Source organism: Halomarina salina, assembly GCF_023074835.1.
Taxonomy (GTDB): domain Archaea; phylum Halobacteriota; class Halobacteria; order Halobacteriales; family Haloarculaceae; genus Halomarina; species Halomarina salina.
Map to the genome: position 1 here is coordinate 746389 of NZ_JALLGW010000001.1, position 23945 is coordinate 770333.

22 protein-coding genes are annotated in these 23945 nt (G+C 68.1%); 9 read left to right on the forward strand and 13 right to left on the reverse strand.

What is annotated here, in order from left to right; translation table 11 throughout:
- Window positions 1-10: 10 nt before the first annotated feature.
- Entirely contained in the window at window positions 11-883 is an 873-nt protein-coding gene (locus MX571_RS03775) for an SDR family oxidoreductase (RefSeq protein ID WP_368408980.1), read from the reverse strand.
- A gap of 111 nt (window positions 884-994) precedes the next feature.
- Between MX571_RS03775 and MX571_RS03780 the strand changes: the two genes are divergently transcribed.
- The 6 genes from MX571_RS03780 (at window position 995) to MX571_RS03805 (ending at window position 7967) form a co-directional block, all read left to right on the forward strand.
- Window positions 995-1228: a hypothetical protein gene (locus tag MX571_RS03780; protein ID WP_247414251.1), complete on the forward strand. Its 234-nt coding sequence runs from the start codon at window positions 995-997 to the stop codon at window positions 1226-1228.
- A gap of 51 nt (window positions 1229-1279) precedes the next feature.
- Window positions 1280-2497: an ABC transporter substrate-binding protein gene (locus MX571_RS03785; protein ID WP_247414252.1), complete on the forward strand. Its 1218-nt coding sequence runs from the start codon at window positions 1280-1282 to the stop codon at window positions 2495-2497.
- A gap of 186 nt (window positions 2498-2683) precedes the next feature.
- Window positions 2684-3892, forward strand: coding sequence for a FecCD family ABC transporter permease (locus MX571_RS03790; protein WP_247414253.1), 1209 nt, complete (start codon window positions 2684-2686; stop codon window positions 3890-3892).
- The gene (locus MX571_RS03795; protein WP_247414254.1) at window positions 3889-4941 is read left to right on the forward strand and encodes an ABC transporter ATP-binding protein; all 1053 of its coding nucleotides are present in this window, start codon (window positions 3889-3891) and stop codon (window positions 4939-4941) included. The genes MX571_RS03790 and MX571_RS03795 overlap by 4 nt, the downstream gene beginning before the upstream one ends.
- A gap of 60 nt (window positions 4942-5001) precedes the next feature.
- Entirely contained in the window at window positions 5002-6969 is a 1968-nt protein-coding gene (locus MX571_RS03800) for an ABC transporter ATP-binding protein (RefSeq protein ID WP_247414255.1), read from the forward strand.
- Between the two features lie 176 nt (window positions 6970-7145).
- A complete protein-coding gene (locus MX571_RS03805; protein ID WP_247414256.1) occupies window positions 7146-7967 on the forward strand; it encodes a DUF7551 domain-containing protein in 822 nt (273 codons plus the stop codon).
- A gap of 15 nt (window positions 7968-7982) precedes the next feature.
- Here MX571_RS03805 and MX571_RS03810 read toward each other — a convergent pair whose 3' ends face one another.
- The 5 genes from MX571_RS03810 to MX571_RS03830 form a co-directional block, all read right to left on the reverse strand.
- Window positions 7983-8723: a beta-ketoacyl-ACP reductase gene (locus MX571_RS03810; protein WP_247418424.1), complete on the reverse strand. Its 741-nt coding sequence runs from the start codon at window positions 8721-8723 to the stop codon at window positions 7983-7985.
- Between the two features lie 197 nt (window positions 8724-8920).
- Window positions 8921-10384: a class III poly(R)-hydroxyalkanoic acid synthase subunit PhaC gene (phaC, locus tag MX571_RS03815; protein ID WP_247414257.1), complete on the reverse strand. Its 1464-nt coding sequence runs from the start codon at window positions 10382-10384 to the stop codon at window positions 8921-8923.
- Window positions 10381-10923, reverse strand: a complete 543-nt coding sequence (locus MX571_RS03820; protein ID WP_247414258.1) for a poly(R)-hydroxyalkanoic acid synthase subunit PhaE — start codon at window positions 10921-10923, stop codon at window positions 10381-10383. The genes phaC and MX571_RS03820 overlap by 4 nt, the downstream gene beginning before the upstream one ends.
- Entirely contained in the window at window positions 10920-11576 is a 657-nt protein-coding gene (locus MX571_RS03825) for a hypothetical protein (RefSeq protein ID WP_247414259.1), read from the reverse strand. The genes MX571_RS03820 and MX571_RS03825 overlap by 4 nt, the downstream gene beginning before the upstream one ends.
- Window positions 11569-11886, reverse strand: a complete 318-nt coding sequence (locus MX571_RS03830; RefSeq protein ID WP_247414260.1) for an AbrB/MazE/SpoVT family DNA-binding domain-containing protein — start codon at window positions 11884-11886, stop codon at window positions 11569-11571. The genes MX571_RS03825 and MX571_RS03830 overlap by 8 nt, the downstream gene beginning before the upstream one ends.
- 192 nt (window positions 11887-12078) lie before the next feature.
- Between MX571_RS03830 and MX571_RS03835 the strand changes: the two genes are divergently transcribed.
- Window positions 12079-12696, forward strand: a complete 618-nt coding sequence (locus MX571_RS03835; RefSeq protein WP_247414261.1) for a MaoC family dehydratase — start codon at window positions 12079-12081, stop codon at window positions 12694-12696.
- A gap of 198 nt (window positions 12697-12894) precedes the next feature.
- On the opposite strand, the gene cgi121 is transcribed toward MX571_RS03835, so the two are convergent.
- Window positions 12895-13407, reverse strand: coding sequence for a KEOPS complex subunit Cgi121 (gene cgi121 / locus MX571_RS03840; RefSeq protein WP_247414262.1), 513 nt, complete (start codon window positions 13405-13407; stop codon window positions 12895-12897).
- Window positions 13407-15653, reverse strand: a complete 2247-nt coding sequence (locus tag MX571_RS03845) for an ATP-dependent DNA helicase (RefSeq protein ID WP_247414263.1) — start codon at window positions 15651-15653, stop codon at window positions 13407-13409. Before MX571_RS03845 ends, cgi121 begins: the two co-directional genes overlap by 1 nt.
- A gap of 141 nt (window positions 15654-15794) precedes the next feature.
- Between MX571_RS03845 and MX571_RS03850 the strand changes: the two genes are divergently transcribed.
- On the forward strand, window positions 15795-16037 hold the full coding sequence (locus MX571_RS03850) for a ferredoxin (RefSeq protein WP_247414264.1): 243 nt from the start codon (window positions 15795-15797) through the stop codon (window positions 16035-16037).
- A 40-nt stretch (window positions 16038-16077) separates the two neighbouring features.
- Here the strand turns inward: MX571_RS03850 and mdh are convergent, their stop codons facing one another.
- Window positions 16078-16992, reverse strand: coding sequence for a malate dehydrogenase (gene mdh / locus MX571_RS03855; protein WP_247414265.1), 915 nt, complete (start codon window positions 16990-16992; stop codon window positions 16078-16080).
- Window positions 16993-17388: 396 nt separating this feature from the next.
- Between mdh and MX571_RS03860 the strand changes: the two genes are divergently transcribed.
- Window positions 17389-18051 carry an Sjogren's syndrome/scleroderma autoantigen 1 family protein gene (locus MX571_RS03860; protein ID WP_247414266.1) on the forward strand — a complete coding sequence of 221 codons (663 nt, stop codon included), beginning with the start codon at window positions 17389-17391 and terminating at the stop codon, window positions 18049-18051.
- A gap of 70 nt (window positions 18052-18121) precedes the next feature.
- Here the strand turns inward: MX571_RS03860 and MX571_RS03865 are convergent, their stop codons facing one another.
- The 4 genes from MX571_RS03865 to MX571_RS03880 form a co-directional block, all read right to left on the reverse strand.
- On the reverse strand, window positions 18122-20683 hold the full coding sequence (locus tag MX571_RS03865; RefSeq protein WP_247414267.1) for a DEAD/DEAH box helicase: 2562 nt from the start codon (window positions 20681-20683) through the stop codon (window positions 18122-18124).
- Between the two features lie 108 nt (window positions 20684-20791).
- Window positions 20792-21700, reverse strand: coding sequence for an AEC family transporter (locus MX571_RS03870; RefSeq protein WP_247414268.1), 909 nt, complete (start codon window positions 21698-21700; stop codon window positions 20792-20794).
- Between the two features lie 99 nt (window positions 21701-21799).
- Complete coding sequence (locus MX571_RS03875) at window positions 21800-22999, reverse strand: cation:proton antiporter (protein ID WP_247414269.1); 1200 nt, start codon at window positions 22997-22999, stop codon at window positions 21800-21802.
- Window positions 22992-23510: a cation:proton antiporter regulatory subunit gene (locus MX571_RS03880; RefSeq protein WP_247414270.1), complete on the reverse strand. Its 519-nt coding sequence runs from the start codon at window positions 23508-23510 to the stop codon at window positions 22992-22994. The genes MX571_RS03875 and MX571_RS03880 overlap by 8 nt, the downstream gene beginning before the upstream one ends.
- Between the last annotated feature and the right edge of the window lie 435 nt (window positions 23511-23945).

Genomic DNA, 23945 nt, shown 5'->3' on the forward strand with positions numbered 1-23945 from the left:
TCGTGTCGGCTCAGTCGTAGGTGAGCGTGTAGCCGCCGTCGAGTAGCAGGTCGCCCGCGTTGATGTAGTGGCCGTGCTTCGAGAGGCCGAACGTGCAGACGTTCGCCACCTCGTACGGTTCCATCATCTCCTTCGTGCGGGCCTGTTCGAGCAGCACCTGCGTCACCGCCTCGTCGACGGTGATGCCGCGGGCGTCGGCGGTGTCGGGCAGCTGCTTGGCGACGAGCTCGGTCTTCACGTAGGCTGGGCTGACCGAGAACCCGCGAATCGACCCCTCGCCCTCCGCGGCGATGGACTGCGTGAGGCCGCGGAGGCCGAACTTCATGGAGTTGTACGCCACCTTGTCGCGGGTGACGTAGTGACCGTGGATGGAGGCCATGTTGCAGACGACGCCGCCGCCCGCCTCCTCGAAGTGCGGCCAGCAGAGCTTCGTCAGCAGGAGCGGCGCGCGGAGCATGATGGCGTGGATCTGGTCGTACTTCTCCATCGGGAAGTCGGCGATGGCGTCGATGTGCTGGATGCCCGCGATGTTGGCGAGGTAGCGCACCGACCCCTCCTCGCTCGCCGCGTCGACGACCGACCGCATCTCGTCGTCGTCGGTCAGGTCGCCCGGGGCGCCGAGGAATCGGCCGTCGAGGCCGAGGTCCTCGGCGGTGTCCTCGACCTCCGAGAGCCCCTCCTCGTCGATGTCGGTACCGACGACGGTGAGGCCGTTGGCGGCGAGACCGAGCGCCGTCGCCCGGCCGATGCCGTTGCCCGCGCCGGTCACCAGCGCGACGTGCTCCGACGAGAAGTTCGGGTCGGGCACCGTCAGCAGGTCGTCGGTGGTTATCTCGCTGGGTCCGTACTTCGCCATCGCTTCCTCGACGGACGTGTCGGCCATGCGTGGCGCGACGCGGCGGTGGGTGAAATAGCTCCGCCCCTCCCCTCGCCGTCGCCGACCGTCGGTTGCCGCGACCAGTGCCGACAGCCGTCCGGAGGTCCTAGCGCCGGTATGCGTCTCGAACTCTCGGCGCGCGAAAAACGGTTCCTGCGTGCGGCACTCGCGGTGCTCGGCGTCGCGCACCTGCTCGTCCCGGGACTGTTGCTCCGCGTTGCCCGCGCGGCGTACGACCGGGGCCTCGACGTCCGGTTCGTCGCTCGCGGCGCTGCGTCCCGCCGCGTCCGACTCGTGGGCTTCGTGATGGTCGCCGTCGCGGCGGTGTGGCGACGGCTCGCACGCGTTTAGGCTCGCCGAAACTTCGGTGGAGTTATAACCGATTAGGTTGGCCTAAACCGTATGAGCGACGAGCGAAGTCGACGACAGTTCCTGCTCGCCAGCGGTGCGGTCGGTGCCGGTACACTGCTCGCCGGCTGTACGGGTGGCGGGGGCGACGACTCGACGACCGACGGAGGGGACGCCGGGGGAACGGACGCCGCGACGACCGACGGTACCGGGACCGACGCCAGCGGGACCACGGAGAGCGGCGACGGGACCGAGGAGTCGACCACCGAGGGCGGGTCGTACTCGGTGTCGATGGAACCGGTCGGCGAGGTCCAGTTCGACGCGGTCCCCGAGACGGTGGCCGTCTACTGCCCCGGCTACGCCGACATGGCCGTCGCGCTCGGTCACGGTGACGCCGTCGCGACGGTCGGGCAGAAGTCGCGCTACTACACGAGCTACTACGACGACCTCTCGGGCGTCACCGTCGACAAGGGGTCGTTGACGAACATGTACCAGGAGGGAATCGACAAGGAACTGTTCTACGAGGTCGACGCCGACCTCCACCTCGTCGACCCCAACTGGCTGATGAACAACTTCGACGGCTGGGAGCAGAGCGACGTCGACGAGATAACGGAGCAGGTCGCGCCGTTCCTGGGGAACACCATCTTCCGACGGACGGACTCCTGGCACGACTACCGGTACTACTCGATGTACGAGGCGTTCGAGAAGGTCGGGCAGATGTTCGACGCGACCGACCGCTTCGAGGCGTTCTCGTCGTTCCACGACGACGTGCTCTCGACCGTCGAGTCGAACCTCCCGGCGGAGAGCGAGCGGCCCAGTGCGCTGTTGACGTTCGGGTCCGGCGACGAACCCGACGCGTTCTCGCCGTACCGGGTCAGCGATAAGGGGACGAACAAGAAGCAGTTCCACGACCTCGGCATCGGCGACGCGCTGGAGGGGTCGGGCATCGGCGGCCTCTCGACGAACGACCGCGGCCAGATAGACTACGAGACGATGGCGGAGGTCGACCCCGAGTCCATCCTCATCCGAGGCCACGAGACGAAGACCGAACAGGAGTTCCAGGAGACGGTCGTCGCGTACATGGAATCGCACCCGGTCGCGAGCGAACTCACGGCGGTCCAGAACGGGATGGTGTTCCGTGGCGGTCCCATCTACGAGGGTCCCATCCAGAACCTGTTCCTCACCGAGCGGTTCGCCAAGGCGTACTACCCCGACAGCTTCTCCGGCGAACTGTTCGACCGCGACGAACTGGCGAGCGTCATCACCGGCTGAACGGCCCCCGACGTAGCTCCCAGCCCGGACCGTTCCTCGACACTCTCCTGCCGTGTTCCGAACGGGGGGTAGCAGTCGAATCACGAGCGTGGAGCGCGTCGACCGTCCCGGCTCCGAGAGTAGCCCACGTAGGAGACCGACTCCGAAACGGTTTTCACTGTTTTAGGGGTACCTAAAGGCAATCGAATGGCGACTGACACCGACACTGCCGCGACCCGCCAGGACCAGGGGCGGGTGTGGCTCGACGGAAAACTGGTGACGCTCTGTCTCGGGGGGACGCTGGTCGTCGTGGCGAGTCTGCTCGTGCAGGTGAGTTTCGGGACGTACTCGATGAGCATCCCGCAGGCGTGGGGTGCGGTCGCCGACCCGGCCGTCTGGACGCACCCGCAGGTGCTCCTGCGGTTCCTGCTGGGGGAGGGGCTCGGCGACGCGGTGGCGGGGACGCTCGGTCTCTCGACGGCCGAGGTGGACCTGCCGACGGCGACGAACATCGTCTGGAACATCCGCCTGCCGCGCGTGTTCGTCGCCATCCTCGTCGGGATGGCGCTCGCGGTGTCGGGCGCTATCTTCCAGGCGGTCACGCGCAACGAACTCGCCAGCCCGTTCATCCTCGGCGTCTCCTCCGGTGCGGGACTGGCGGTGCTGCTCACACTCGTCGTCTTCTCCAGCGTCAGTATCGCCATCCCGCTGGGTATCACGACGTTCGTCTTCGACTCGACCGCGATGCTCCCGCTGACGGCGGCGCTGGGCGGCGCGCTGGCGTTCGCCATCGTCTACGCCATCGCGTGGAAGGGCGGGACGAGTCCGGTCCGGCTCGTCCTGGCGGGCGTCATCGTCTCGACGGTGTTCCAGTCGCTCCAGACGGCGCTGTTCACGTTCGCGAGCGACATCGGCGTCGTCCAGCAGGCCATCGCGTGGACGACGGGGTCGCTGACCGGCGTCGAGTGGGAGCAGGTCCGCCTCGCGCTCCCCGGAACGTTCGTCGCCGTCGTGCTGTCGCTCGCGCTCGCCCGGCAGTTGAACGTCCTCCTGCTCGGGGAGTCGACGGCCCGGTCGCTCGGGATGCCCGTCGAACGCATGCGCTTCGGGCTCTCGGCGGTCGCCATCCTCGCAGCGGCCGCCTCCATCGCCGTCGCGGGCATCGTCAGCTTCGTCGGCCTCATCGTCCCCCACGTCGTCCGCAACATCGTCGGGAGCGACTACCGGAAGCTCGTCGTCGGCTGTCTGTTCGTCGGTCCGGCGCTGATGTGCGCGGCCGACGTCGGCGCTCGGCTGTTCTTCGAACTCGCGTTCAACCAGCCCCAGCAGCTCCACGTCGGCATCGTCACGGGTCTCATCGGCGGGCCGTACTTCCTCTACCTCATGCGGAAACAGCAGACGATGGGTGAACTATGAGTCAGGACGGGCCCGAACACGACGGCGCAGCCCCGGACCGTTCGCCGGCCACCTCCGCCACGGCGGACGGTGGCGACCGGACCGACGACCCCGTCGGAGAGTCGGCCGACGAAGCCGACGTCGCCGCCAGGGACGGCCGCTCGACGGGCAGCCACGACGAGGCCGCGGCCAGCGCCATCGTCGGCGAGGACCTCGCCATCGGCTACCCCACGACCGAGACGCCGGTCGTCGAGTGCGACCGACTCGACATCCCCAACGGGGAGATAACGGCGCTCGTCGGCCCGAACGGGTCCGGGAAGTCGACGCTGCTGAAGACGCTGGCGCGCGAACTCGCGCCCGAACGCGGGAACGTCGTCCTCAGTGGCCGGGACATCCAGGAGCGCTCGGGGAAGGAACTGGCCCGCGAACTGGGCCACCTCTCGCAGGAACACGACTCGCCGTCGTCGATCACCGTCGAGGACCTCTGTTACCACGGTCGGTACCCCTACCGCGGCATCTTCGACTCGCTGAGCGAGGACGACGACGCGGCCGTCGAGCGGGCGATGCGGCTGGCCGGCGTCGAACACCTCGCGACCACCGAGGTCGGCCAGTTGAGCGGCGGGCAGCGGCAACTCGCCTGGATCGCGATGGTGCTCGCCCAGGACACGGACGTGTTGCTCCTCGACGAACCGACGACGTTCCTCGACCTCCACCACCAGTTGCGGGTGCTGGAGACGCTCCGCACGCTCAACGCCGACGAGGGCGTGACGGTCTGCGTCGTCCTGCACGACATCGCCCAGGCCGCCCGCTTCGCCGACTACCTCATCGCGCTCCGCGACGGCGAACCGTACGACTGGGGACCGCCCCGGCAGGTCGTCACCGAGGAACTGCTCGCCGACGTGTTCCGCGTCGACGCCGCCGTCCGCTACACGCCCGAACCGGAGGTCGTCCCCCGGTACGCGCTCGGCGAGGCCGACGACGAGGCGTCCGGGCAGGCCACCAGCGGCGGCCAGTCCGAGGGGAGTGCTGCGAGCGAGTCCGCCACCGACGGGCCCGCTGCCGGCGAGTGAGCCGAGGTCCCTGTCGGACGCAACCGTGGCACGTATGCCCGTTCGTTGAGAGGAGCTGACGTGAACGACGAGAACCCGTTCGACGCCTACCGGGCGGCCGTCGAACGGCCCCTCTATCGGCTGTTCCGTGAGTACGGTCGGCCGCGACTCGGCTGGTTCGCCGTCGGGATGGGCGGGAACTTCGTCGCCCGCGTCGCCAGCCTCGTCCCGCCGCTCGTCCTCGGTGCGGCCGTCGACGGCGTCTTCGGCTCCGGTTCGTACAACCTGCCGCTGGTCTCCGCGAGCGCGATTCCCGCGACACAGGTCGACCAGTTCTGGTTCTCCGTCTGGCTCATCGCTGGCGCGTTCGTCGTGACGGCCGTCTTCACCTACGTCTACGGCGTCGCCGCCAACCTGTTCGCCCACGAGGTGATGCACACCGTCCGCGTCGACAGCTTCGAGAAGATGCAGCGCCTCGACATGGCGTTCTTCGACGACAAGCAGACGGGCGAGGTGATGTCCATCCTCAACAACGACACGCAGAACCTGGAGATGTTCCTCGACAACGCGCTGATGAACTCGGCGCGGCTCGTGGTGATGGTGCTCGGCATCGCCGCGGTGCTGTTCTGGCTCAACTGGCAGCTCGCGCTGGTGACGCTCGTCGCCGTCCCGCTGATGGTGGTGGCCACCCTCGGGTTCATGCGCGCGGCCGAACCGCTGTACGCCGCCCAGCGGAGCACCGTCGGCGACCTCAACACGCGACTGGAGAACTCGCTGTCGGGCATCGAACTCATCAAGTCCAGCGCGAGCGAGCGCTACGAGGTCTCGCGCGTCCGGGGCGCCTCCAGACAGCTGTTCGACGACACCATCGCCGTCCTCAAGCTCAACTACCTCTACCGGCCCGGGATGGAGCTGCTGGCGGGGCTCTCGTTCGCCGCGACGTTCCTCGTCGGCGGGTACTGGATCGTCAACGGGGCACCGGGGCCGTTCACTCTCTCGCTCAGCGAGGGTGAACTCATCACGTTCCTGTTCATGACCCAGCGGTTCGTCACGCCGCTGTCGGAGGTGTCGAACATCGTCGACCAGTACGAGAACGCGAAGGCCTCCTCCGAACGCGTCTTCGGCCTGATGGACATCCCGGTGCGCGTGCAGGACGCGCCCGACGCCGTCGAACTGGACGACGTGGCGGGCCGCGTCGAGTACGACGGCGTCGACTTCGCGTACGACGGGGAGCGACCGCTCGCTCCCGGCGAAGATGGCGACGCAGCCGCCGCCACCGCTGGGGCCGCCACCACCGAGGCCGCCGCTGGGACTTCCGCGACAGCGGGCGAGCGGGTCCTCCACGACGTGACGTTCGACGCCGCACCGGGCGAGACGGTGGCCGTCGTCGGGCCGACCGGTGCGGGGAAGTCGACGCTCCTGAAACTCTTGCTCCGCCTGTACGAACCGACCGGTGGGAAGATTCGCCTCGATGGCCACTCGCTCGACGCCGTCACGGTGGACAGTCTCCGTCGGAGCGTCGGCTACGTCTCCCAGGACACGTTCCTGTTCGACGGCACCATCGCCGAGAACGTCGAGTACGGTCACTTCGACGCGACCGACGAAGAGATTCGCGAGGCCGCCCGCGCCGCCGAGGCCCACGAGTTCATCCGGGACCTGCCCGACGGCTACGAGACGCGCGTCGGCGAACGCGGCGTGAAGCTCTCCGGTGGCCAGCGCCAGCGCATCGCCATCGCCCGGACCGTGTTGCAGGACCCGCCCGTCCTCGTGCTGGACGAGGCGACGAGCGCCGTCGACACCGAGACGGAGGCGCTCATCCAGCGCTCGCTCGACCGACTCTCCGAGGACCGGACGACGCTGGTCATCGCCCACCGTCTCTCGACGGTGAAGAACGCCGACGGCATCCTCGTCCTCGACGACGGCCGGGTCGTCGAGCGCGGCACCCACGAGGCCCTGCTGGCCGAGGACGGACTGTACGCCACGCTCTGGGGCGTGCAGGCCGGTGAGCAGTCGCCCGAGGCGGTCGTGGACCGCGGCGACGACGACTGACCGCGTCGGCGGACGCTCCCCGACCGGTACCCTGCTTTCCCACCGGCCGGACAGTCGTCCGCCGACCATTGTTTTAGGCCTGCCAAAAAATCGAAGCGCATTTGTGGGTCACGCCGAATCGGACGCCATGGACGACCGGAGACACTCGGACGGCGGGCCGTCCGGGGGCGACTGAGATGGTCGGTTCCTCACTGCGCGGTATCCGCGACCGACTCGACGCGCTGGCAGGTGGCGGCCACTTCGAGGTGGTCTGTGCCCGGACCGGACGGCGGCCGTTCCCGGCGGCCGACCTCCGTTTTCCCTCCCGGCCCGCCGCCGAGGAGGCGGGCCGCCTCGTCGCGCAGTACCGCGAGTCCCTCCGGCGCTACGACCCGACGCTCGCCGCCCTCGACCTCATCGTCTGCGAGTCGGTCCGGGACGGCCGCGACGGTCCGAGCAGACAGGCGACCGTCGAGTTCTGCCACGACGTGGCCGGTGCGACGTTCGAGGCGCTCGCGGCCGCCGACCACGACGCCACCGAACGCGCCGTCATGGACCACTACCTCGCGGCGGCCGAACGCGTGCCCGACCGGGACGCGCTCTGTCTCGCACTTCTCGACTCGATGGCGACGGAACTCGACCGGCGACTCGACACGGCGGACCTGGTGGCGGTCTGCCGGGACGCGGCGGCGCGACTCCCACACCCCATCCACAACGGCGACCCGCTCGACGCCACGCTCGGCCGATTCAGGTCGCTGTCGCTCCTCGACGAGTACGAGCGCCGGCGAGGAGTGCCGGAAGAGGGGGACGGGGACGGAACGACGAGAGCTGTCGACGTCGTCCTCACGGGGTACGCGCTGGCCGACGACGGCGTCACGACGCTCCCGCTCGTCGTCGACCTGTTGCGGCGGAGCGACGCGCTCCCGACGGTGCCGCGGGCGACGCCCCTCGACGACCGGACGTGGCGACTCACCGTCGCGTTTGACGGGTCGCCGACGGGCCTGACGACGGTGTCCTGAGGTACTCGCGCCCGACTACCACTCCATACCGCCGTTGACGGCTAGCACCTGCCCGGTCATGTAGCCCGACTCGGGCGAGGAGAGGAAGCGGACGATGCCGCTCACGTCCTCTACCTCGGCGAACCGGCGCAGCGGGATGCGTTCGAGGATCTTCTCCTGGACGCGCTCGGGCACCTCCTCGAGCATGTCCGTCTTGACGAACCCCGGCGCGACGCAGTTGGCGGTCGACCCCGACCGGGCCATCTCCAGCGCGATAGTCCGGGTGAAGCCAAACATCCCCGACTTCGTGGTGGCGTAGTTCGCCTGCCCGTAGTTGCCCTGCTGGCCGACGACGCTGGAGATGTTGATGAGTCGACCCTGCTCGGACTCCAGCAGGTCCGAGAACAGACAGTGGGTGCAGTTGTAGACGCCGCCGAGGTTGACGTCGATGACCCGGTCCCAGTCCTCCTTGGTCATGTTCTTGAACGTCTTGTCGACGGTGATACCGGCGTTGTTGACGAGGACGTCGACGGGACCGAACGCGTCGCGGACGTCCTCGCACATCGCCTCCACCTGAGCGTGGTCGGAGACGTCTCCCTGTGCGGTGATTGCGCTGCCGCCGGCGTCGCGGATGGCGTCGACCACCTCGGCCGCCTCCGCCTCGGACGACCGGAAGTTGACCGCGACGTTCGCGCCGTACTCCCCCAGTTCCATGGCGATACCGCGCCCGATACCGCGGGATGCACCCGTCACGACGCAGGTCTGCCCTGCGAGCATGTCGCTCGACATGCTAGGAGTCTCCCCGGGAGGGGTGATAGTAGTTACTCGGAGTACTGCCGGGTTATCACGACGGAACCGGTACTGACACGGATTCGGGACGGTCTCCACCGATCCGTCACGGCGTCGGCGCTGCTCGTCGAGACGCGCCGCTCTCGGAGCGGTGGTCGCGTCGGAAAAATCGCGTCTGCGGGGGTTTACTCCTCGTCGGCGTCGCGTGCGTCGAGTTCGTCGAGCCACTCCTGGGCACGGCTCTCGGCGACCTGCGCCGTCTCGGAGATGGTCGCCACGTCGGCGGACGCGAGGTCCTCGACAGTCTCGATGCCGGAGTCGCGCAGTCGCTCGGCGTACGTCGGGCCGATGCCGTCGACGACCTCGACGTCCTCGCCCTCCACGCCAGCGGGACCGGCGTCCTCCTCCTCGACCTCGGTGCTCGCCTCCTCGACGTCCTCGGAGACGTCCCCCTCGGTCTCGCTCTCCACGACGACCTCGACGTCCTCGTCCTCGGGGACGTCGTCGAACGCGCTGTCGGTCCCCTCGTCGCTCTCCGATACGTCGGTGTCGCTCTTCTCGTGGTACCACTCGGCGACCTTCGGCCAGACCTCCTTGTGGGAACTGCCCGAGACGGAGAGTCCGATGTGGCCGGTCGGGTACTCGATGACGGTCACGTCGTCGCTGCCGACGACGTCGTTGAACGGCTTGGAGGCTCCCGGCGGGATGAGGTGGTCGTACTCGCCGAGGATCTGGAGGATGGGCATGTCGATGTTGCCGATGTCGACCGGCTCACCGTCCAGTTCCAGTTCGTTCTTGTACAGCTTGTTGTCCTGGTAGATGTCCTCGAGGAACTGGACGTACGCCTCGCCGGCGACGTCGATGCCCTCCGAGAGCCAGCGCTCCATCCGCGCGAAGTTCTCGACGAAGTCCTCGTTCTCGATGTTGTCGTACAGGCGGGCGTACTTCGAGACGTAGTTGGCGATGGGGTCCATCAGCGCGAACCCCACGTCGAGGAACTCGCTCGGCATGTTGCCGTACACCTCGGTGACGTCCCGTGGGTCGTAGTAGTCGTCGTCGCCCCACGTCTCTAGCACGCCGCCGCTCTCCTCGAAGCAGAGGCCGGCGGCCATCAGCCCGAGGTTCTTCACCTTCTCGGGGTGCTGTGCGGCGTACATCACCGACATCGTCCCGCCCATGCAGTAGCCGAGGATGTTGATGGACTCCTGGTTCGAGCGCTCGCGGACCACGTCGACGCAGTTCTCGATGTAGCGGTTGACGTAGTCGTCGAGCGTCAGGTGGCGGTCCAGCCGCGACGGCTCGTTCCAGTCGATGAGGTAGACGTCGTGACCCGCCTCCAGCAGGCGGCGGACGACCGACCGGTCGGGCTGGAGGTCGAGGATGAACGGCTTGTTGATGAGCGCGTAGATGACGAGGATGGGCACCTCGCTCTGCTCGTCGGTCTGGGACTCGTAGTGGACGAGTTCGAGCTTGTTCTCTCGATAGACGACCTCGCTGGGGGTCTGACCCACCTCGACGGACTGGAGCGTCTCCAGTCGCTCGTCGGCGACGTCGGCCTTGTCCACGGCGTCCGTCGACGCCTCCAGCAGCTTACGCTGGGTGTTGAGCGCGAGTTCGAACGGGTTGGGAGCGGACTCCTCGCGGCTCATTCGTCCTCCAGGTGGTCGAGGATGCGGTCGAGTCGGTCCTCGACGTCCTGCTGACGCCGTTCGAGTTCGACCAGTCGCCCGGCCACCTCGTCGACGTCGCTGCGCGTCGAGAAGCCGAGCTGCGACAGCGTGTCCTCGCTGAGTTCCTCGCTCTCCTTCTGGAGGTCCATCATCGCCTCGACCATCGACCCCTGGGAGGCGGCGAACGCCGTCGTACTCATGACCTCCTTGAACGCGTCGTTCGCGCTGCGGAGCCAGATGTCGCGGAACTCGGTGAGCGAGACGTCCTCGCCCTCCGCGGCGTCGGTGACTCGCTCGTACATCTGGTCGGCGGCGTCCATCCACACCTCGTAGGCGCGGGTGTACGACTCGACGCTCTCGGTCATCGCGTCCTCGTCGAGCATCGCGCCCTCGGCGTTGTCGGCCCACGACTCCATGAACTTCGCCTGGGCCTCCATGTTCTGCTCGACGGAGCGCGCCATCGCCTCGTTCATCCGCTCGGCCATGTTGAGCCAGTTCTGCTGTGCGCCGTCGCTCATTCGCTCTCCTCCGCTCGCTGCTGGAGTTCGTCGACCTGTTCCTGCATCCGGTCGACCTGCTGGCGGTACTGTTCGAGCTGTTTCTCGAACGTCTCGCGGAACTGCTCGGCCTGACGCTCGAACGCCTCGCTCATCTCGTCGGCCTGGCCCTCCATCTCGGACTGGAACTGCTCGTACTGGTCGAGGGACTCCTCCATCGTGGTGATGGTCCGCTCCTGGACGTCCTCGTGGGCCTCGAGCAGGGCCTCGACCTGCGCTTCGAGCGCGTCCAGGTACGCCTCGGAGAACTCGTCGTACTCGTCGGCGGAGCGCTCCATCCCCTCTCCGGCGGCCTCGAACGCCTCCTCGTGGGCGTCGAGCAGGTTGTCGAACCCCTCGTCGACGGAGCGTCGCATCTCGCGGACGCCCCGGGAGCCGACGGCCGGCGTCGTCATCGTCTCGACGGCGTCGAGGTACGCGTGGATGCCGTCGCGGGCGAACTCGACGCCCGTGCGCTGGGTCTCCTCCTGGGTGTCCATCCCGTCGACCATCGCGTGGTTCATGCGGCGCTGGAAGTCGAGCGAGCGCTCGAACGCTTCCTGGCCCTGCTTGACGGCGTCGCGCTGGAGTTCGAATGCGGTACTCATCGGTCCGGTGTAGCTGTTGTCAGTCATCTGAATCACTGGTGGCTCGGTCGCGTTTGATCGGTACGACGACGGTCTGCACGATATCCCCCTCCTCGATGTCGAGGGCTTCGCGCTCGGCGTCCGGAATCGAGATCCGTCCACCGCTCTGGACCCGTGTCTTGAACATCGCCAACTGGCTCATCGCGCCCAACTGCGACGGAACCGAGTCGGCCATCCCGTTGGCACCGAGCATACGCTGCACGTACTGCTGCTGGCGGTCTATCGCCTGCTCGGACGCCTCCTGGAACTCCCGCGCGAACAGCGCGGGCGGCCACATCGGGTCTCGGTCGTCGGACATCGTCATCTGGGGACAGGAGACTGCGAGACTTAAACGTTGCTCTGGAACACCATCTGTTACCATCTGCTACCATCGTGTACCATTCTCCGAAACCGTTTTGCCCGTTCGTCTCGTTCCTGTGCGTATGGATACAGTTCGGGTTTCGATGAGGAGCCATGCGGTTAATACACACGGGGTTCAAGGGGGACTCGAATGAGCTACACGCGTCAGCCGTTGTTCGACACGTGGATGCGGACCTCCGAGCTGTTCGTCGACAGCGTCGTCGCTGCGAACCGAGCCACCGCCGCGGCGTTCGGCGTTCCGATGGCAGAGAACGGCTCCGAGACAGGTGACGTCGACACCGAGGACCGACTCGAAGCCGACGAGGACCTGGCGGAGTGGGAGACCGAGACGACGGTCCACTCGCGGGAGAACCTCGGCGTCGGTGACTCCGTCCAGTTCACCAAGACCATCACGGAGCGTGACGTCGAGCGGTTCGCGGCCGCGAGCGGCGACACCAACCCGCTCCACCTCGACGAGGAGTACGCCGAGAAGACCCGGTTCAAGGGCCGCATCGCACACGGGACGCTCGTCGGCGGCCTCATCAGCGCGGCGCTCGCCCGGTTCCCCGGCAACGTCATCTACCTCTCGCAGGACCTGGAGTTCCTCAAACCCGTCCGCATCGGGGACCGCATCACCGCCGACGTCGACATCGTCGAGGAGTTCGACGACGACCGGTTCCGCCTCACGACCCGCGTGCTGAACGGCGACGAGACGGTCATCGACGGCGAGGCGGTCGTCCTCATCGACCACCCGCCCGACGACGAGTAACGGACTCGCTCCCGTTCGCGTCTCGGAGATTCTCCCTCGTTTCGCTCGGTCCGAATCTCCCTACTCGCGGCTCCTCTCAGTCGCCGTTCCTGTTCCGGAGACGCTCGTCGCACTCGCGTCGTCTTCCCTCTCGCGGTTCCTTTCAGTCACCGCTCGTCTCTCGGAGATTCTCCCTCGCTTCGCTCGGTCCGAATCTCCCTACTTGTCTATCGTCAACAGCGCCACACGCTCTCGGACGAGTTCCGACAGCGACGCGTCGGTCGCCGCCCGTTCGGCGTCGGTGATGTCGAAGAACGAGCAGACGCGCTCCTCGTCGTACCCGCCGAGCGTCTCCGCCGGTTCGAGCAGTTCGCTGACCGCCGCGACCGCCGCCCGTTCGTCTCCTCCCGTCCCTCCGTCGGTCTCCGGCGCGTGGACCACCACCACGACCGGCACCTCGCCCTCGCTCACCCCGAGCGCGAGCGCCTGGTCTATCTGGCGGCGACCGGCGGCGTAGAGGACTATCTCGACAGCCCGGTCGCGGGCGACGTTCTCGTCGCGCTCGAACGCCCGGTCGGCGAGTTCGACCGCCCGCCGGAGGTGCGCCCGGTCGACGACCGACCGCGCGTCGAACGCCTGCACCGCACAGCCGTGTTCCTCGCCGATACCGCCCAGCGTCGCGACGAACTCGTCGACCGACTCGACGGTCGCCCGCCCTTCGACCAGTTCCATCAGTAGTCACCGAGGCTGGTCTGGTCCTCCTCGTCCGGGTCGTCGGCTTCGACGGCCAGCGCCGCCGTCTTCGCCTCGGGGTCCTCGCGGACGCCGTCCATCGCGGAGTCGTCCCGGCCAGCGGCCTCCAGGATGGACTCGGCGGTCTGGGTCCGACCGCGGAGCGCACCCAGGACGACGGACTTCTCGGCGTTCCGGAGGCCGGCACGGTCCTGGATGCCCGCCTCGTACAGCCGCCGGGCGCGTTTCCGCCCGACGCCGCGGACGCCCGCGAGGTCGATGAGCTCCTCGCCGACGCCGTGTTTCACCCGGACGCGTGCCTCGCGGATGGTCGGGGCGATGGTGAGGTCGAGTTCGCCCGCGAGTCGCTCGGCCGCGCCGAGCAGCCACTCGGCGGTGTCGACCTTCCCGCGGACGTCGCCCGGTCCCACGCCGTAGCGCTCGGCGATGCGCTCCTCGTCGACCTCGCTGGCCCAGTCTTCGAGCATTCTCGCCGTCTTGAGCGCCGACAGCCAGTCCTCGAACCGGCCGTCCTCGAACTCGCTGGGCATCGCGCCGAGGAACTCCTCCTCGCGCTCGTAGGCCAGCATCGTGTACTGCTCGCGGTCGCCCGAGCGCAGGTAGAGGTCGTACATGTCCGGGGTTCGGCTGACGAGGTGGTAGAGGCCCATCGCCGTCGCCTCCGTGGCTCCCCGCAGGCCGTCGATGATCTCGGCGGCGCTCATCGGGTCGAGGTAGAGCCGCGAGACGGTGTGGCCGATGCTGGTGGCGGCCAGACTGTCACCGTCCTTCTCGAGGAACTCGTTAGCGACGAGGTAGGCGACGACGTCGTCGGTGACCCGCTCCAGTCGGCCCGGTTCGTCGGTCTGGGTCGCGTACAGCGTCCGTTCGAGGAACGAGAGGAGGCTCGACCGGGAGTCGGCGAACCCGCTGGCGACGGTGGCCAGCACGTGCGTCCGCAGGGCGGGTTCGGCGGCGAGTTTCGACTGGACGGCCTCGGGGTCGGCCCAGACGTACCGCTCGAACAGTTCGTCGAGTTCGTCGTGCCCGTTCGCCAGCAACACGGCCTCGCCGTAGGGGTCGAGGCCGGGGCGACCCGCCCGTCCGAACATCTGGTGGACCTCCAGTACGGACAGCGGGGCCATCCCACCCACGGAGCCGTCGTAGCGCCGCCAGTCGCGGACGACGACGCGCCGCGAGGGGGTGTTGACGCCCGCCGCGAGCGTCGGCGTCGCGCTAACGACCTTGATGAGTCGGTCCTGGAACGCCTCCTCGACCAGCGAGCGGTGGTCGCGTGCGAGGCCCGCGTGGTGGAACGCGGCCCCGCGTTCGACGGCGTTCGCCAGGTCGTCGCTCGTCTCGGTGTCGCTCACCTCCCGGACGGCGTCGGCCACCTCGCCGAGCGCCTCCTGCTCCTCGTTCGTGAGCGTCTCCTCGACGACGCCCGCCAGCCGCTTGGCCGCGCCCTCGGCGTTGCGCCGGGAGTTGACGAACACGAGCGTCGACCCGTCCTCGTCGAGGGTATCCCGGACGATGGCCGAGGTGGGCTTCTCGTTGCCCCTGACTGGCAGTTCTCGCTTCTCGCCGTCGTCGAAGTGCAGCGCCTGCCCGTAGTGGACGCCAGTGCGGAGGTCGATTGGCCGCCAGTCCGAGTCGACGAGTTCGGCGTCCAGCCAGTCGGCGACCTGCCCGGCGTTGCCGATAGTCGCCGAGAGCGCGACGGTCTGGAGGTTCGGGTTCAGTCGCCGGAGTTTCGCGAGCGTCACTTCGAGCGTGGGGCCGCGGTGGGCGTCGTCGACGAGGTGGACCTCGTCGCTGACGACACACGAGAGGTCGTCGATCCACGACGCGCCGTTGCGGACGAGCGAGTCCACCTTCTCGCTGGTGGCGACGACGATGTCCGACGAGGAGAGCCACTCGCCCTCGGACTCGTAGTTCCCCGTCGAGACGCCCACGGAGAGGCCGTAGCGCTCGAACTGCTCGAACTCGGCCTTCTTCTCGGAGGCGAGCGCCCGCAGCGGGACGATGTACAGCGCCTTCCCGCCGCGGGCGACGCTCGACAGCATCGCCAGTTCGGCGATGAGCGTCTTGCCCGACGCGGTGGGGATGGAGGCGACGAGACTGTTCCCCTCCGTGACGCCCTTCTCGACTGCTTCGGCCTGCGGTGGGTAGAGGTCCTCGATACCGTCGTCCCGGAGGTGGTCCGCCAGCCAGTCGGGGACCTCGGGGACGTCTGCGACGTTCATTGACGGGACTTACGCGCCGTCGTTTTTAAACGCTCGCCAGTCGGGCCGGAAGTGGAACTGTCGCGCTCCGACCGGCCGGCCGAGACGGGCGACCGGCCGGACGAGCGCCACCCCTTTCTCACACCCCGCCGAACCTCTCGTATGCGCATCGAGTACGACCGCGACACCTGCATCGGGATGTTCCAGTGCGTCGCCGAGTGGGACGCCTTCTCGAAGGACGAGGACGCCGGGAAGGCAGTACTGGCCGAGAGCGAGGAGCGCGACGAGGACGTGTTCGTCCGCGAGATACCCGAGGACGAGGAACTGGACGCGAAGTTCGCGGCGCGGGTCTGCCCCGTCGACGCCATCCGCGTCTACGACGACGACGGCGAACAGGTCGTCTGACGGGCGAGCCCTACGGGAAGAGAGGTGTCGAGAGAGCGCGTCAGGATATCTGGTCGTACTGGTCGCCGAGCTTCTCCGCGGCGTCGTCGAGCAGCCCCTGTTCCTCCTCGTCGAGGTCCCACTCGACGACCTCCTCGACGCCGTTCGAGCCGAGTCGGACGGGGACGCCGAGACCGACGCCCGAGTGACCGAACTCGCCGTCGAGGACGACGCTGCCGGGCAGCACCTCGCCCGTGTCGTGGAGGATGGCCTCGACCATGTGGGCGACGCCCGTCGCCGGCCCCCACTGCGTCGCGCCCTTGCGCTCGATGACGTCCATCGCGGACTCCTGCAGTTCTTCGAGCAGGGTGTCGCGCTCGCCGCTGTCGAACGTCGGGTCGCGGCCGTCGACGCGGACCTTCGAGAACACGGGCACCTGCGCGTCGCCGTGCTCCCCGAGGATGGTCGCCTCGACGTTCTGGACGGGCACGTCGAAGCGCTGGGAGAGGACGTAGCGGAAGCGAGCGGAGTCGAGTCGGCCGCCGAAGCCCACGACCTTCCCGCGGTCGCGGTCGCCCGTCTCGTAGAGGTGGCGGTTGAGCAGGTCGACGGGGTTCGACGTCGTCACCGAGACGAAGTCGTCGTTGTACTCGGCGACGGAGGAGCCGATGTCGTCCATGATGGGCGCGTTGTCGCCCGCGAGGTCGATGCGGGTCTGCCCCGGCTGGCGCGGGATACCCGCCGTGATGACGACGACGTCGCTCCCCTCGGTGTCCTCGTAGCCCCCCTGGACGACCTCCGTGTTGGAGTCGTACGCGACCCCGTGGTTGACGTCGGCGGCCTGCCCGACCGTCTCGTCTTCCTTGTCCGGGATGTCCACGAACACGAGTTCGTCCGCGATGTCGCGCAGTGCGATGTTGTACCCCGCTGCTGCGCCGACCGTTCCGGCCGCCCCGACGACGCTCACTTTTACCATGCCAACAAACTCCCACGGACAGTGGTTAAACGCTTCGAAGCGGCCCAAATCGGCCGGCGGAGGGCTTCTTTCCAGTGATTGCGACTCTTACATGATTTTTTGCCACTGTCGCGTATCGAACGCCACTGGCTAACACTGTTCACTACCGAAGCGACTCTGCTTCCAGCGAAGCCATCGCACCGTGGTCTGGTTTGCATCCACACGGTCGCTCTCGTTCACGGTCCGACAACGTGCACCCGCTTCGAATCCATCGAATCTCGCTCTGCTCGCGGTTCCCTCCGGTCACCGCTCGGCTTCCCGTGGTTCTCCTTCACTCGCTAGCGCTCGTTCAGTCCGAACCACGCTCTCCCACGATAGTCGGCACGTTTTTCGGTTCAGACGACCGTACCGTGGGGTATGAGCGAGTTCGACAAGGAAGCGGAGCGAGAGAAGCTCCGCAAGCAGTTCGCCGAGGACGAGACCGACCGCGAATCGACCGAGCGGATGAGCGAACTGCTGCTTCAGGGAGCGACGATGACCAACAAGCACTGCGACGTCCACGGTGACCCCATCTTCCGCTACGACGGCGAGGAGTTCTGCCCCACCTGTCGCGCCGGCGGCCAGGAGACGCAGTCTGTAGACCCCGCCGCAGGAACGAGGGGCGACGCTGCTGTCCCGGAGGAAACGCCCACACCGAACGAGACTCCCGCCCCCGACACGCCTCCCCGCTCCGACGCGGCCGATGTGGCCGACGGCTCGGCCACGGAGCCACCGGCTTCGATTCCAGAGACGCCGGTCGAGTCGCCGTCGGACGCGACCTCTCTCGACGGGCACGACTCCTCACCCCGGACCCCGACGCCCGAACCGGACGCCACCGACTCGCAGCGTCGCTCGACGCCAGCCCGAGGAGAGCAGACACACACCGACCTCGGCGAGGCACGCGCGTCGCTCGCCCGGACGGTCACCCGATTCGCCGACGAGGCCGAACGGACGGACGACCTCGCCCGCTCGCGCGAGTACCTCGCTGCGGTCGAGGACGCCGCGAACGCGCTCGCGGCCGTCAGAGACGCCGAGAAGTAATCGGTTCTGTTCCCCGCCGGTCGCTGGTCGGTGTTTCTTGTCGGCTGTGTACCCTGCTGACCGCCCGCAGCTACTCGTAGTCACTCCCGACGACCTCGCGGACGCGTTCGGCGGTCACCGCGCCGACGCCCGCCACCTCCTGCAGGTCCTCCTCGCTCGCGGTCATCACTGCCTGCACGCTCCCGAAGTGCTCCAGCAGCGAGCGAGCGGTGACCGGCCCCACGTCGGCGATGGAGCCGACGACGTACTCCTGCTGCTCGGTGAGCGTCTTCGCGGCCTTCTCGCCGTGGACGCTCACCGCGCGCTCGGACTCCTCCTGTTCGCGTCGGGCGATGACCTCGACGAGGTCCGCGGTGTCGGCCTCGTCGGTCGTCCGCAGGATGGACGCGCCGAAGTCGACCGCGAGCGAGGCGAGTGCGCCACGGATGGCGTTCGGGTGGACGTTGCGTGCGCCGTAGAGGTCCTCGCCCTCCACGATGACGACGGGCCGCGAGTAGTGCCGCGCGGCGTCTTTCACCTGCTCGAACATCGAGCGGTCGCCGCCGACCAGCGTGTCGAGGAAGTCCTCGACGGACTTGCGCTCGACGACGACGCGGTCCGAGAGGACGTAGTCCCCGACCGCGAGCGTCTCGAGTCGAGTGGTGATGCCGTCGCGCGTCGAGAGGTCCCGCGCGATGTTGGCGTCGAGTTCCCGCTGGTCGACGACGATCTCGACCGTCTCGCCGTCGTCGCGGGCCGTCGCTACCGTCGCGTCCTCGTCGTCTTCGTCGACAGCCGGTTCGTCGTCCCCTGCTCCCGAGTCGGTCTCGCTCTCGTCGCTCGCATCGCTCCCGCGGTTCTCGCCACGCTCGTCGGCCCGTTCGGGCGTCGTCTCGCTCGCACTCGCACCGCCCGTCGCGAACGCGTCCAGCCCGGACTGCCCGTCGTCCCCTCCGTCTCCGGTCGGCGTCGTGGCTCCGTCGCCGGCCTCGTCGTCGGCAGGTACGTCGCTCTCGTCGTCAGGTTCGGTCCCGGCATCGGACTCGCGCTCACTGCTCGCGCTCTCGAACTCGTCGAGTCCGTGCTGGCCGAGTTCCTCGTTCACCTCGCCCGCGACGCTCTTGAGCGACCGCAGTTCCTCCTCCATGCGCTTCTCCTCGCGGCGTGATATCCAGAAGTACGCCTCGTCGCGCGTGTCCTCGGCGAGCAGGACGTGGACCTTCCCCTCGGTCTGGCGGCCCGTCCGGCCCTTGCGCTGGATGGCGCGGATGCCCTTCGGAACGGGTTCGTAGAACAGTACGAGGTCGACCTCGGGAACGTCTAGCCCCTCCTCGGCCACCGAGGTCGAGACGAGTACCTCGAACTCGCCGTCCCGGAACGCGTCGAGCGTCTCCTGTTGCTGTTTCTGGGTCATCCCGTCCGACCCCTCCTTGTCGCCCTGGCCGACGAACTTGTGCGTCGAGAAGTGGTCGCCGAAGAACTCCGTCAGGGTCTCGGCGGTGTCGCGGGACTCGGTGAACACGATGACGCGTTCGCCCTCCTCGATGCCGAGCGTCTGGGCGAGCAGGATGCGCGCCCGGCGGAACTTCGGGTGGAGGTCGTCGAACGCCTCGGCGCGGCGCATCGCCTCCTGGACGCGCGGGTCCGAGACGAACCGCTGGGAGGCCTTCGACGCGCCCGAGGAGCGTGCGGCGTTGCGCTGGCGCTCGAAGTACCGCCGGAGCGACTCGACGGACTGCGTCTCGACGAGTTCGACCGCCCGCCGGAGCTTCATTATCTCGGCGTGGGCCGACATCCCCTGATAGCCCTCGGACTGGTCGTTGCTCATCATCTTCTGGAGCTCCGACCGAATCGAGTTGAGGTCGCGCTGGGACATCTCGGGGTTCGTCGAGTTCGTCACCCCCAGCTGTTTCAGCTTCTCCAGTCGGTCCGAGATGACCTCGTTGAGCGCGTCGCGTATCTCGATGACCGTCTCCGGCAGCTCGACGCGCTCCCACTCCACTTCGGTGTCGTGGGTGAACTCGCTCACGTCGGAGTCGGCCTCGGTCATCACCTCCACCTCGCGCAGGCCGAGGTTCTCGCAGACGATTAGAATCTCCTCCTTGTCGCCACCCGGCGAGGCGCTCATCCCCGTCACGAGCGGGTTCGCCGCGTCCTCGTGGTAGCGCTCGGCGATGTAGCAGTACGCGTAGTCGCCGGTCGCGCGGTGGCACTCGTCGAACGTGAGGTGGGTGACGTCGCGCAGGGAGATGCGGTTGCCCACGAGGTCGTTCTCGACGACCTGCGGCGTGGCGATGACGACCCGCGCGGACTCCCACAGTTCCGCGCGGTCGTCGGGTCGGACCTCGCCCGTGAACACCACTATCTCGTCGTCGGGAATCGTCAGCGCCTCGCGGTAGAAGTCGGCGTGCTGATTCACGAGGGGTTTCGTCGGGGCGAGCAGGAGGGACTTCCCGCCCACGTCGTGGAGGCGCTGGGCGGTGACGAGCAGGCTCACCGCCGTCTTCCCGAGGCCCGTCGGCAGGCAGACGAGCGTCTGGTCACGTAGTGCGGCCTCGGCGAGTTCGACCTGGTACTCACGGTGCTGGAGTAGCCCCGGCGTGAGCAGTGGGCCGTCGATGGTCTCCGCGTCGGACTCGCTGGTTGCCGCCATCTGTGGGAGACTGGCGCGCGTTCGTGGTTAAGGGTTCGCGTATCGGGGTGAAAGTGAACCGACGTCCCGCTGGCCCTGCCGGACGCTCGGCCGTCGCTCGGTCGACACTCAGCCGACGAACTGCAGGACGGCGAGGACGGTGACGACCGACGCGACGGTGGTGACGAACACGTTCGCCGAGGCGAGGTCGGCGTCGCCGCCGAGTTCGGTCGCGTAGACGAACGTCGAGACGGCCGTCGGCATCGCGAGCATCAGCACGCCCGCTCGGGTCGTCGAGAGGTCCGCAGAGAGCGCCCAGAACGTCAGGAGCGCGACGGCGGGCATCACGAACATCTTGACGACCAGCACCGACCCGACCGTCGGGAGGTCGACCGACTCGCGCTCCAGCGACAGCGACGCACCGATGGCGACGAGGGCGGCCGGGAGCGCGAGGTCCGCCACCGCTCCGAGACCGGCCGAGACCGTCCCCGGAATCGACACGCCGAGCGCCGCAGCGCCCAGTCCGGCGACGAGCGAGAGCAGGACGGGGTTGGTGAGGTACCCCCGGAGTTCGGTTCGGAGCGGCGTGTCCGTGTCGGTGAGGAAGGCGAACACCGCGAGCGTGAGGGGGACCTGCGTCAGCGCCCCGACGCCGAGGACGAGGCTCGCCTTCGCGGTCACGCTCCCCCCGAACGCCGCGTCGACGATGGGCAGGCCGAGGAAGCCGAGGTTGCAGTGGTACGACTGGACGACGGCGACGCTCCGCCTGGCGGGCGAGGACTCGCGTCGGTGGACGACCCAGGCGACGGCCGCGACGAGGAACAGCACCGCCCAGAACCCGACGACGAGGCGCGGTTCGAGCACCTCGTCGAGCGACTTCGAGGCTGTGGAACCGAACACGAGGGCGGGGAGTGCGACGTAGAAGGCGAAGGTGGTGAGCAGGTCCGTCCGGGTCTCGGTCAGGAGGCCGGCGGACCGCCCGGCGACGCCGAGACAGAGAACGACGAGCAGGTAGCCGAGGTTCGAGACGACGCTCACTGCGTGTCGGTTCGCGGGGGTCCCCGTTCCGTGTTGCGTTCCGCGACGGCGGTTCCGGTAGCCGTCTCCTCGGGACAGCCCACCCGGCTCCCCGCAGGACTACGACGACGCTGGAATCAGCCCCGCGAGTCGGTCGGCGTACTGCATCGCCAGCGTGCCGAGGACGCTCATCACGAGGACGTAGCCGACGGCGAACGCCGGAACCGTCTCGGCGAGCACCGGTGAGGCAGCCCCGGCGACCAGCGCCGCGATGATGAGCGAGAACTCCCCGCGGGTGACCATCCCGGCGGCGACGCGCACCGAGCGGCGGTGGTCGAGGTCGTACACCCGACGGCCCGTCGCGTAGCCCGAGACGAGTTTCGACAGCGTCGTCAGCACGACGGCGACGGCGAGGAGGCCGACGACCCCACCGACGAGCGCTAGCTGGGTCGTCAGCCCGATGTAGAAGAAGAACACCGCCGCGAACACGTCTCGAATCGGCGCAAGCAGGCGTTCGAGCGGTTCGAGGTGGCGCGTGCTCGAGAAGCCCATCCCGATGAAGAAGGCGGCGACGGCCTCGCTGACGCCGAGTTCGAGCGCGATACCGCCGACGAGCGTCGCCACCGCCACCGCGCGCAACACGAACAGTTCGTTCGAGTCGACCGCGAGGTAGCGCGCGAACAGCGCTCCACCCTTCACGACGCCGACGACCAACACCAGCAGGAAGGCGGCGGCGACACCGACACCCTCCACGGCCGTCGCGAGGTCACCGCCGCCGAGGACGACGGCCGACAGCACCGCGAGGTAGAGCGCGATGAAGAGGTCCTCGAAGACGAGCGTCCCGAGCATCGGTTCGGACTCCGCGTTGGCGATCCACCCCAGGTCGATGAGCGACTTGGTGATGACGGCACTCGAGGAGATGTAGACGACGCCGCCGAGGACGAACGCCTCGGTGAGCGACCAGCCCGCGACCAGGCCGATGGCCATCCCGACGGGGAAGTTCACCCCCAGGTCGAGCACGCCCGCCGAGAGGATTCGGTCGCGACTCGCCAGCAGGCGCTCGACGCTGAACTCCAGGCCGAGGAAGAACAGCAGGAAGACGATGCCCAGCTCCGCACCGAGCGCGACGAACTCGCTCGTCGGTTGAGGGACCAGCGGCGTCGTCTCCGGGAGGACACGGGTCGCCAGTTCGCCGACGCCGATACCCGCGACGATGTAGAGTGGGATGACCGACACGCCGAGTCGACGGGCGACGACCCCCGCGAGGACGAGCGCGAGGAACATCGCGCCGACGGCGAGCAGCGTCGTGCCCTCAGCCATCCACGTCCTCGTCTCCGTCCTCGGTTTCGCCTCCGGTGACGACGTCGTCGAGTTGCCGACACGCGTCGCGCGACCCGAGGACGACGAGCGTGTCGTCTGCACGGATGTCCGTGTCGGCAGCGGGGTTCTCGATGGTATTCTCGCCGCGCTGGATGGCGATGACGGAGATGCCGAGGTCCTGTCGCAGGGTGGTCTCGGCGAGCGTCTTCCCCACCAGCGGCGATTCGGGCTGGACCTTCGCCCACTCGATGAGCGTGTCGTCGGAGAGGACGGTGTCGATGCTCTCGGTGCGGATGGGCTGGAAGTACGCCCCCTCCATGATGGTCCCGACCTGTCGAGCGAGACGGTCCGAGAGTCCGAACAGCTTCTCTGCGTCCGCGTCCTCGGATTCGCGGAGGAACAGCTCACGTCTCCCGGTGTTGTGGATGACGATGACGAGGCGCGACTCGCCGTCGAGTTCCACCTCGAACTTCTTGCCGACGCCCGGCAGGTCGCTCTCGTAGACGGTCATAGCCGAATCGAGCAGTCGGCGAGGTATAAAACGTGCCTCGGCGCGTCGGCCCGACGCAGCAATCCGGTTCGGCCCCGTGATGGCTCCCTCCCGGGTCGATGTCACGGGGGATGTTCCCAACCCCTTCACTTCGAGTGCAGAACCGTGACACTAGGCGACGTCTGACGCTCACCGATGACGGAACCGTCAGACCAGCGTCTGACGCCGTTTGAAGACGCACGTCGGTCGAGTGGCTGACGGATGTCGGACAGTCCCACTCGCCGGACTGTCTGCTATCCGGCTGCCGTACGTCAGACAACTGGCTGACGACACTGGCTGTGACTCGCTGTTTCTGAGCGCCGCGCTCCGAACGTCTCTCGGTGACGACGCCTCCACGAGTGGGTCACGAAGCCCTTCGTTTCGACTGGAGAACACGATACGGCGACCACTCGATTC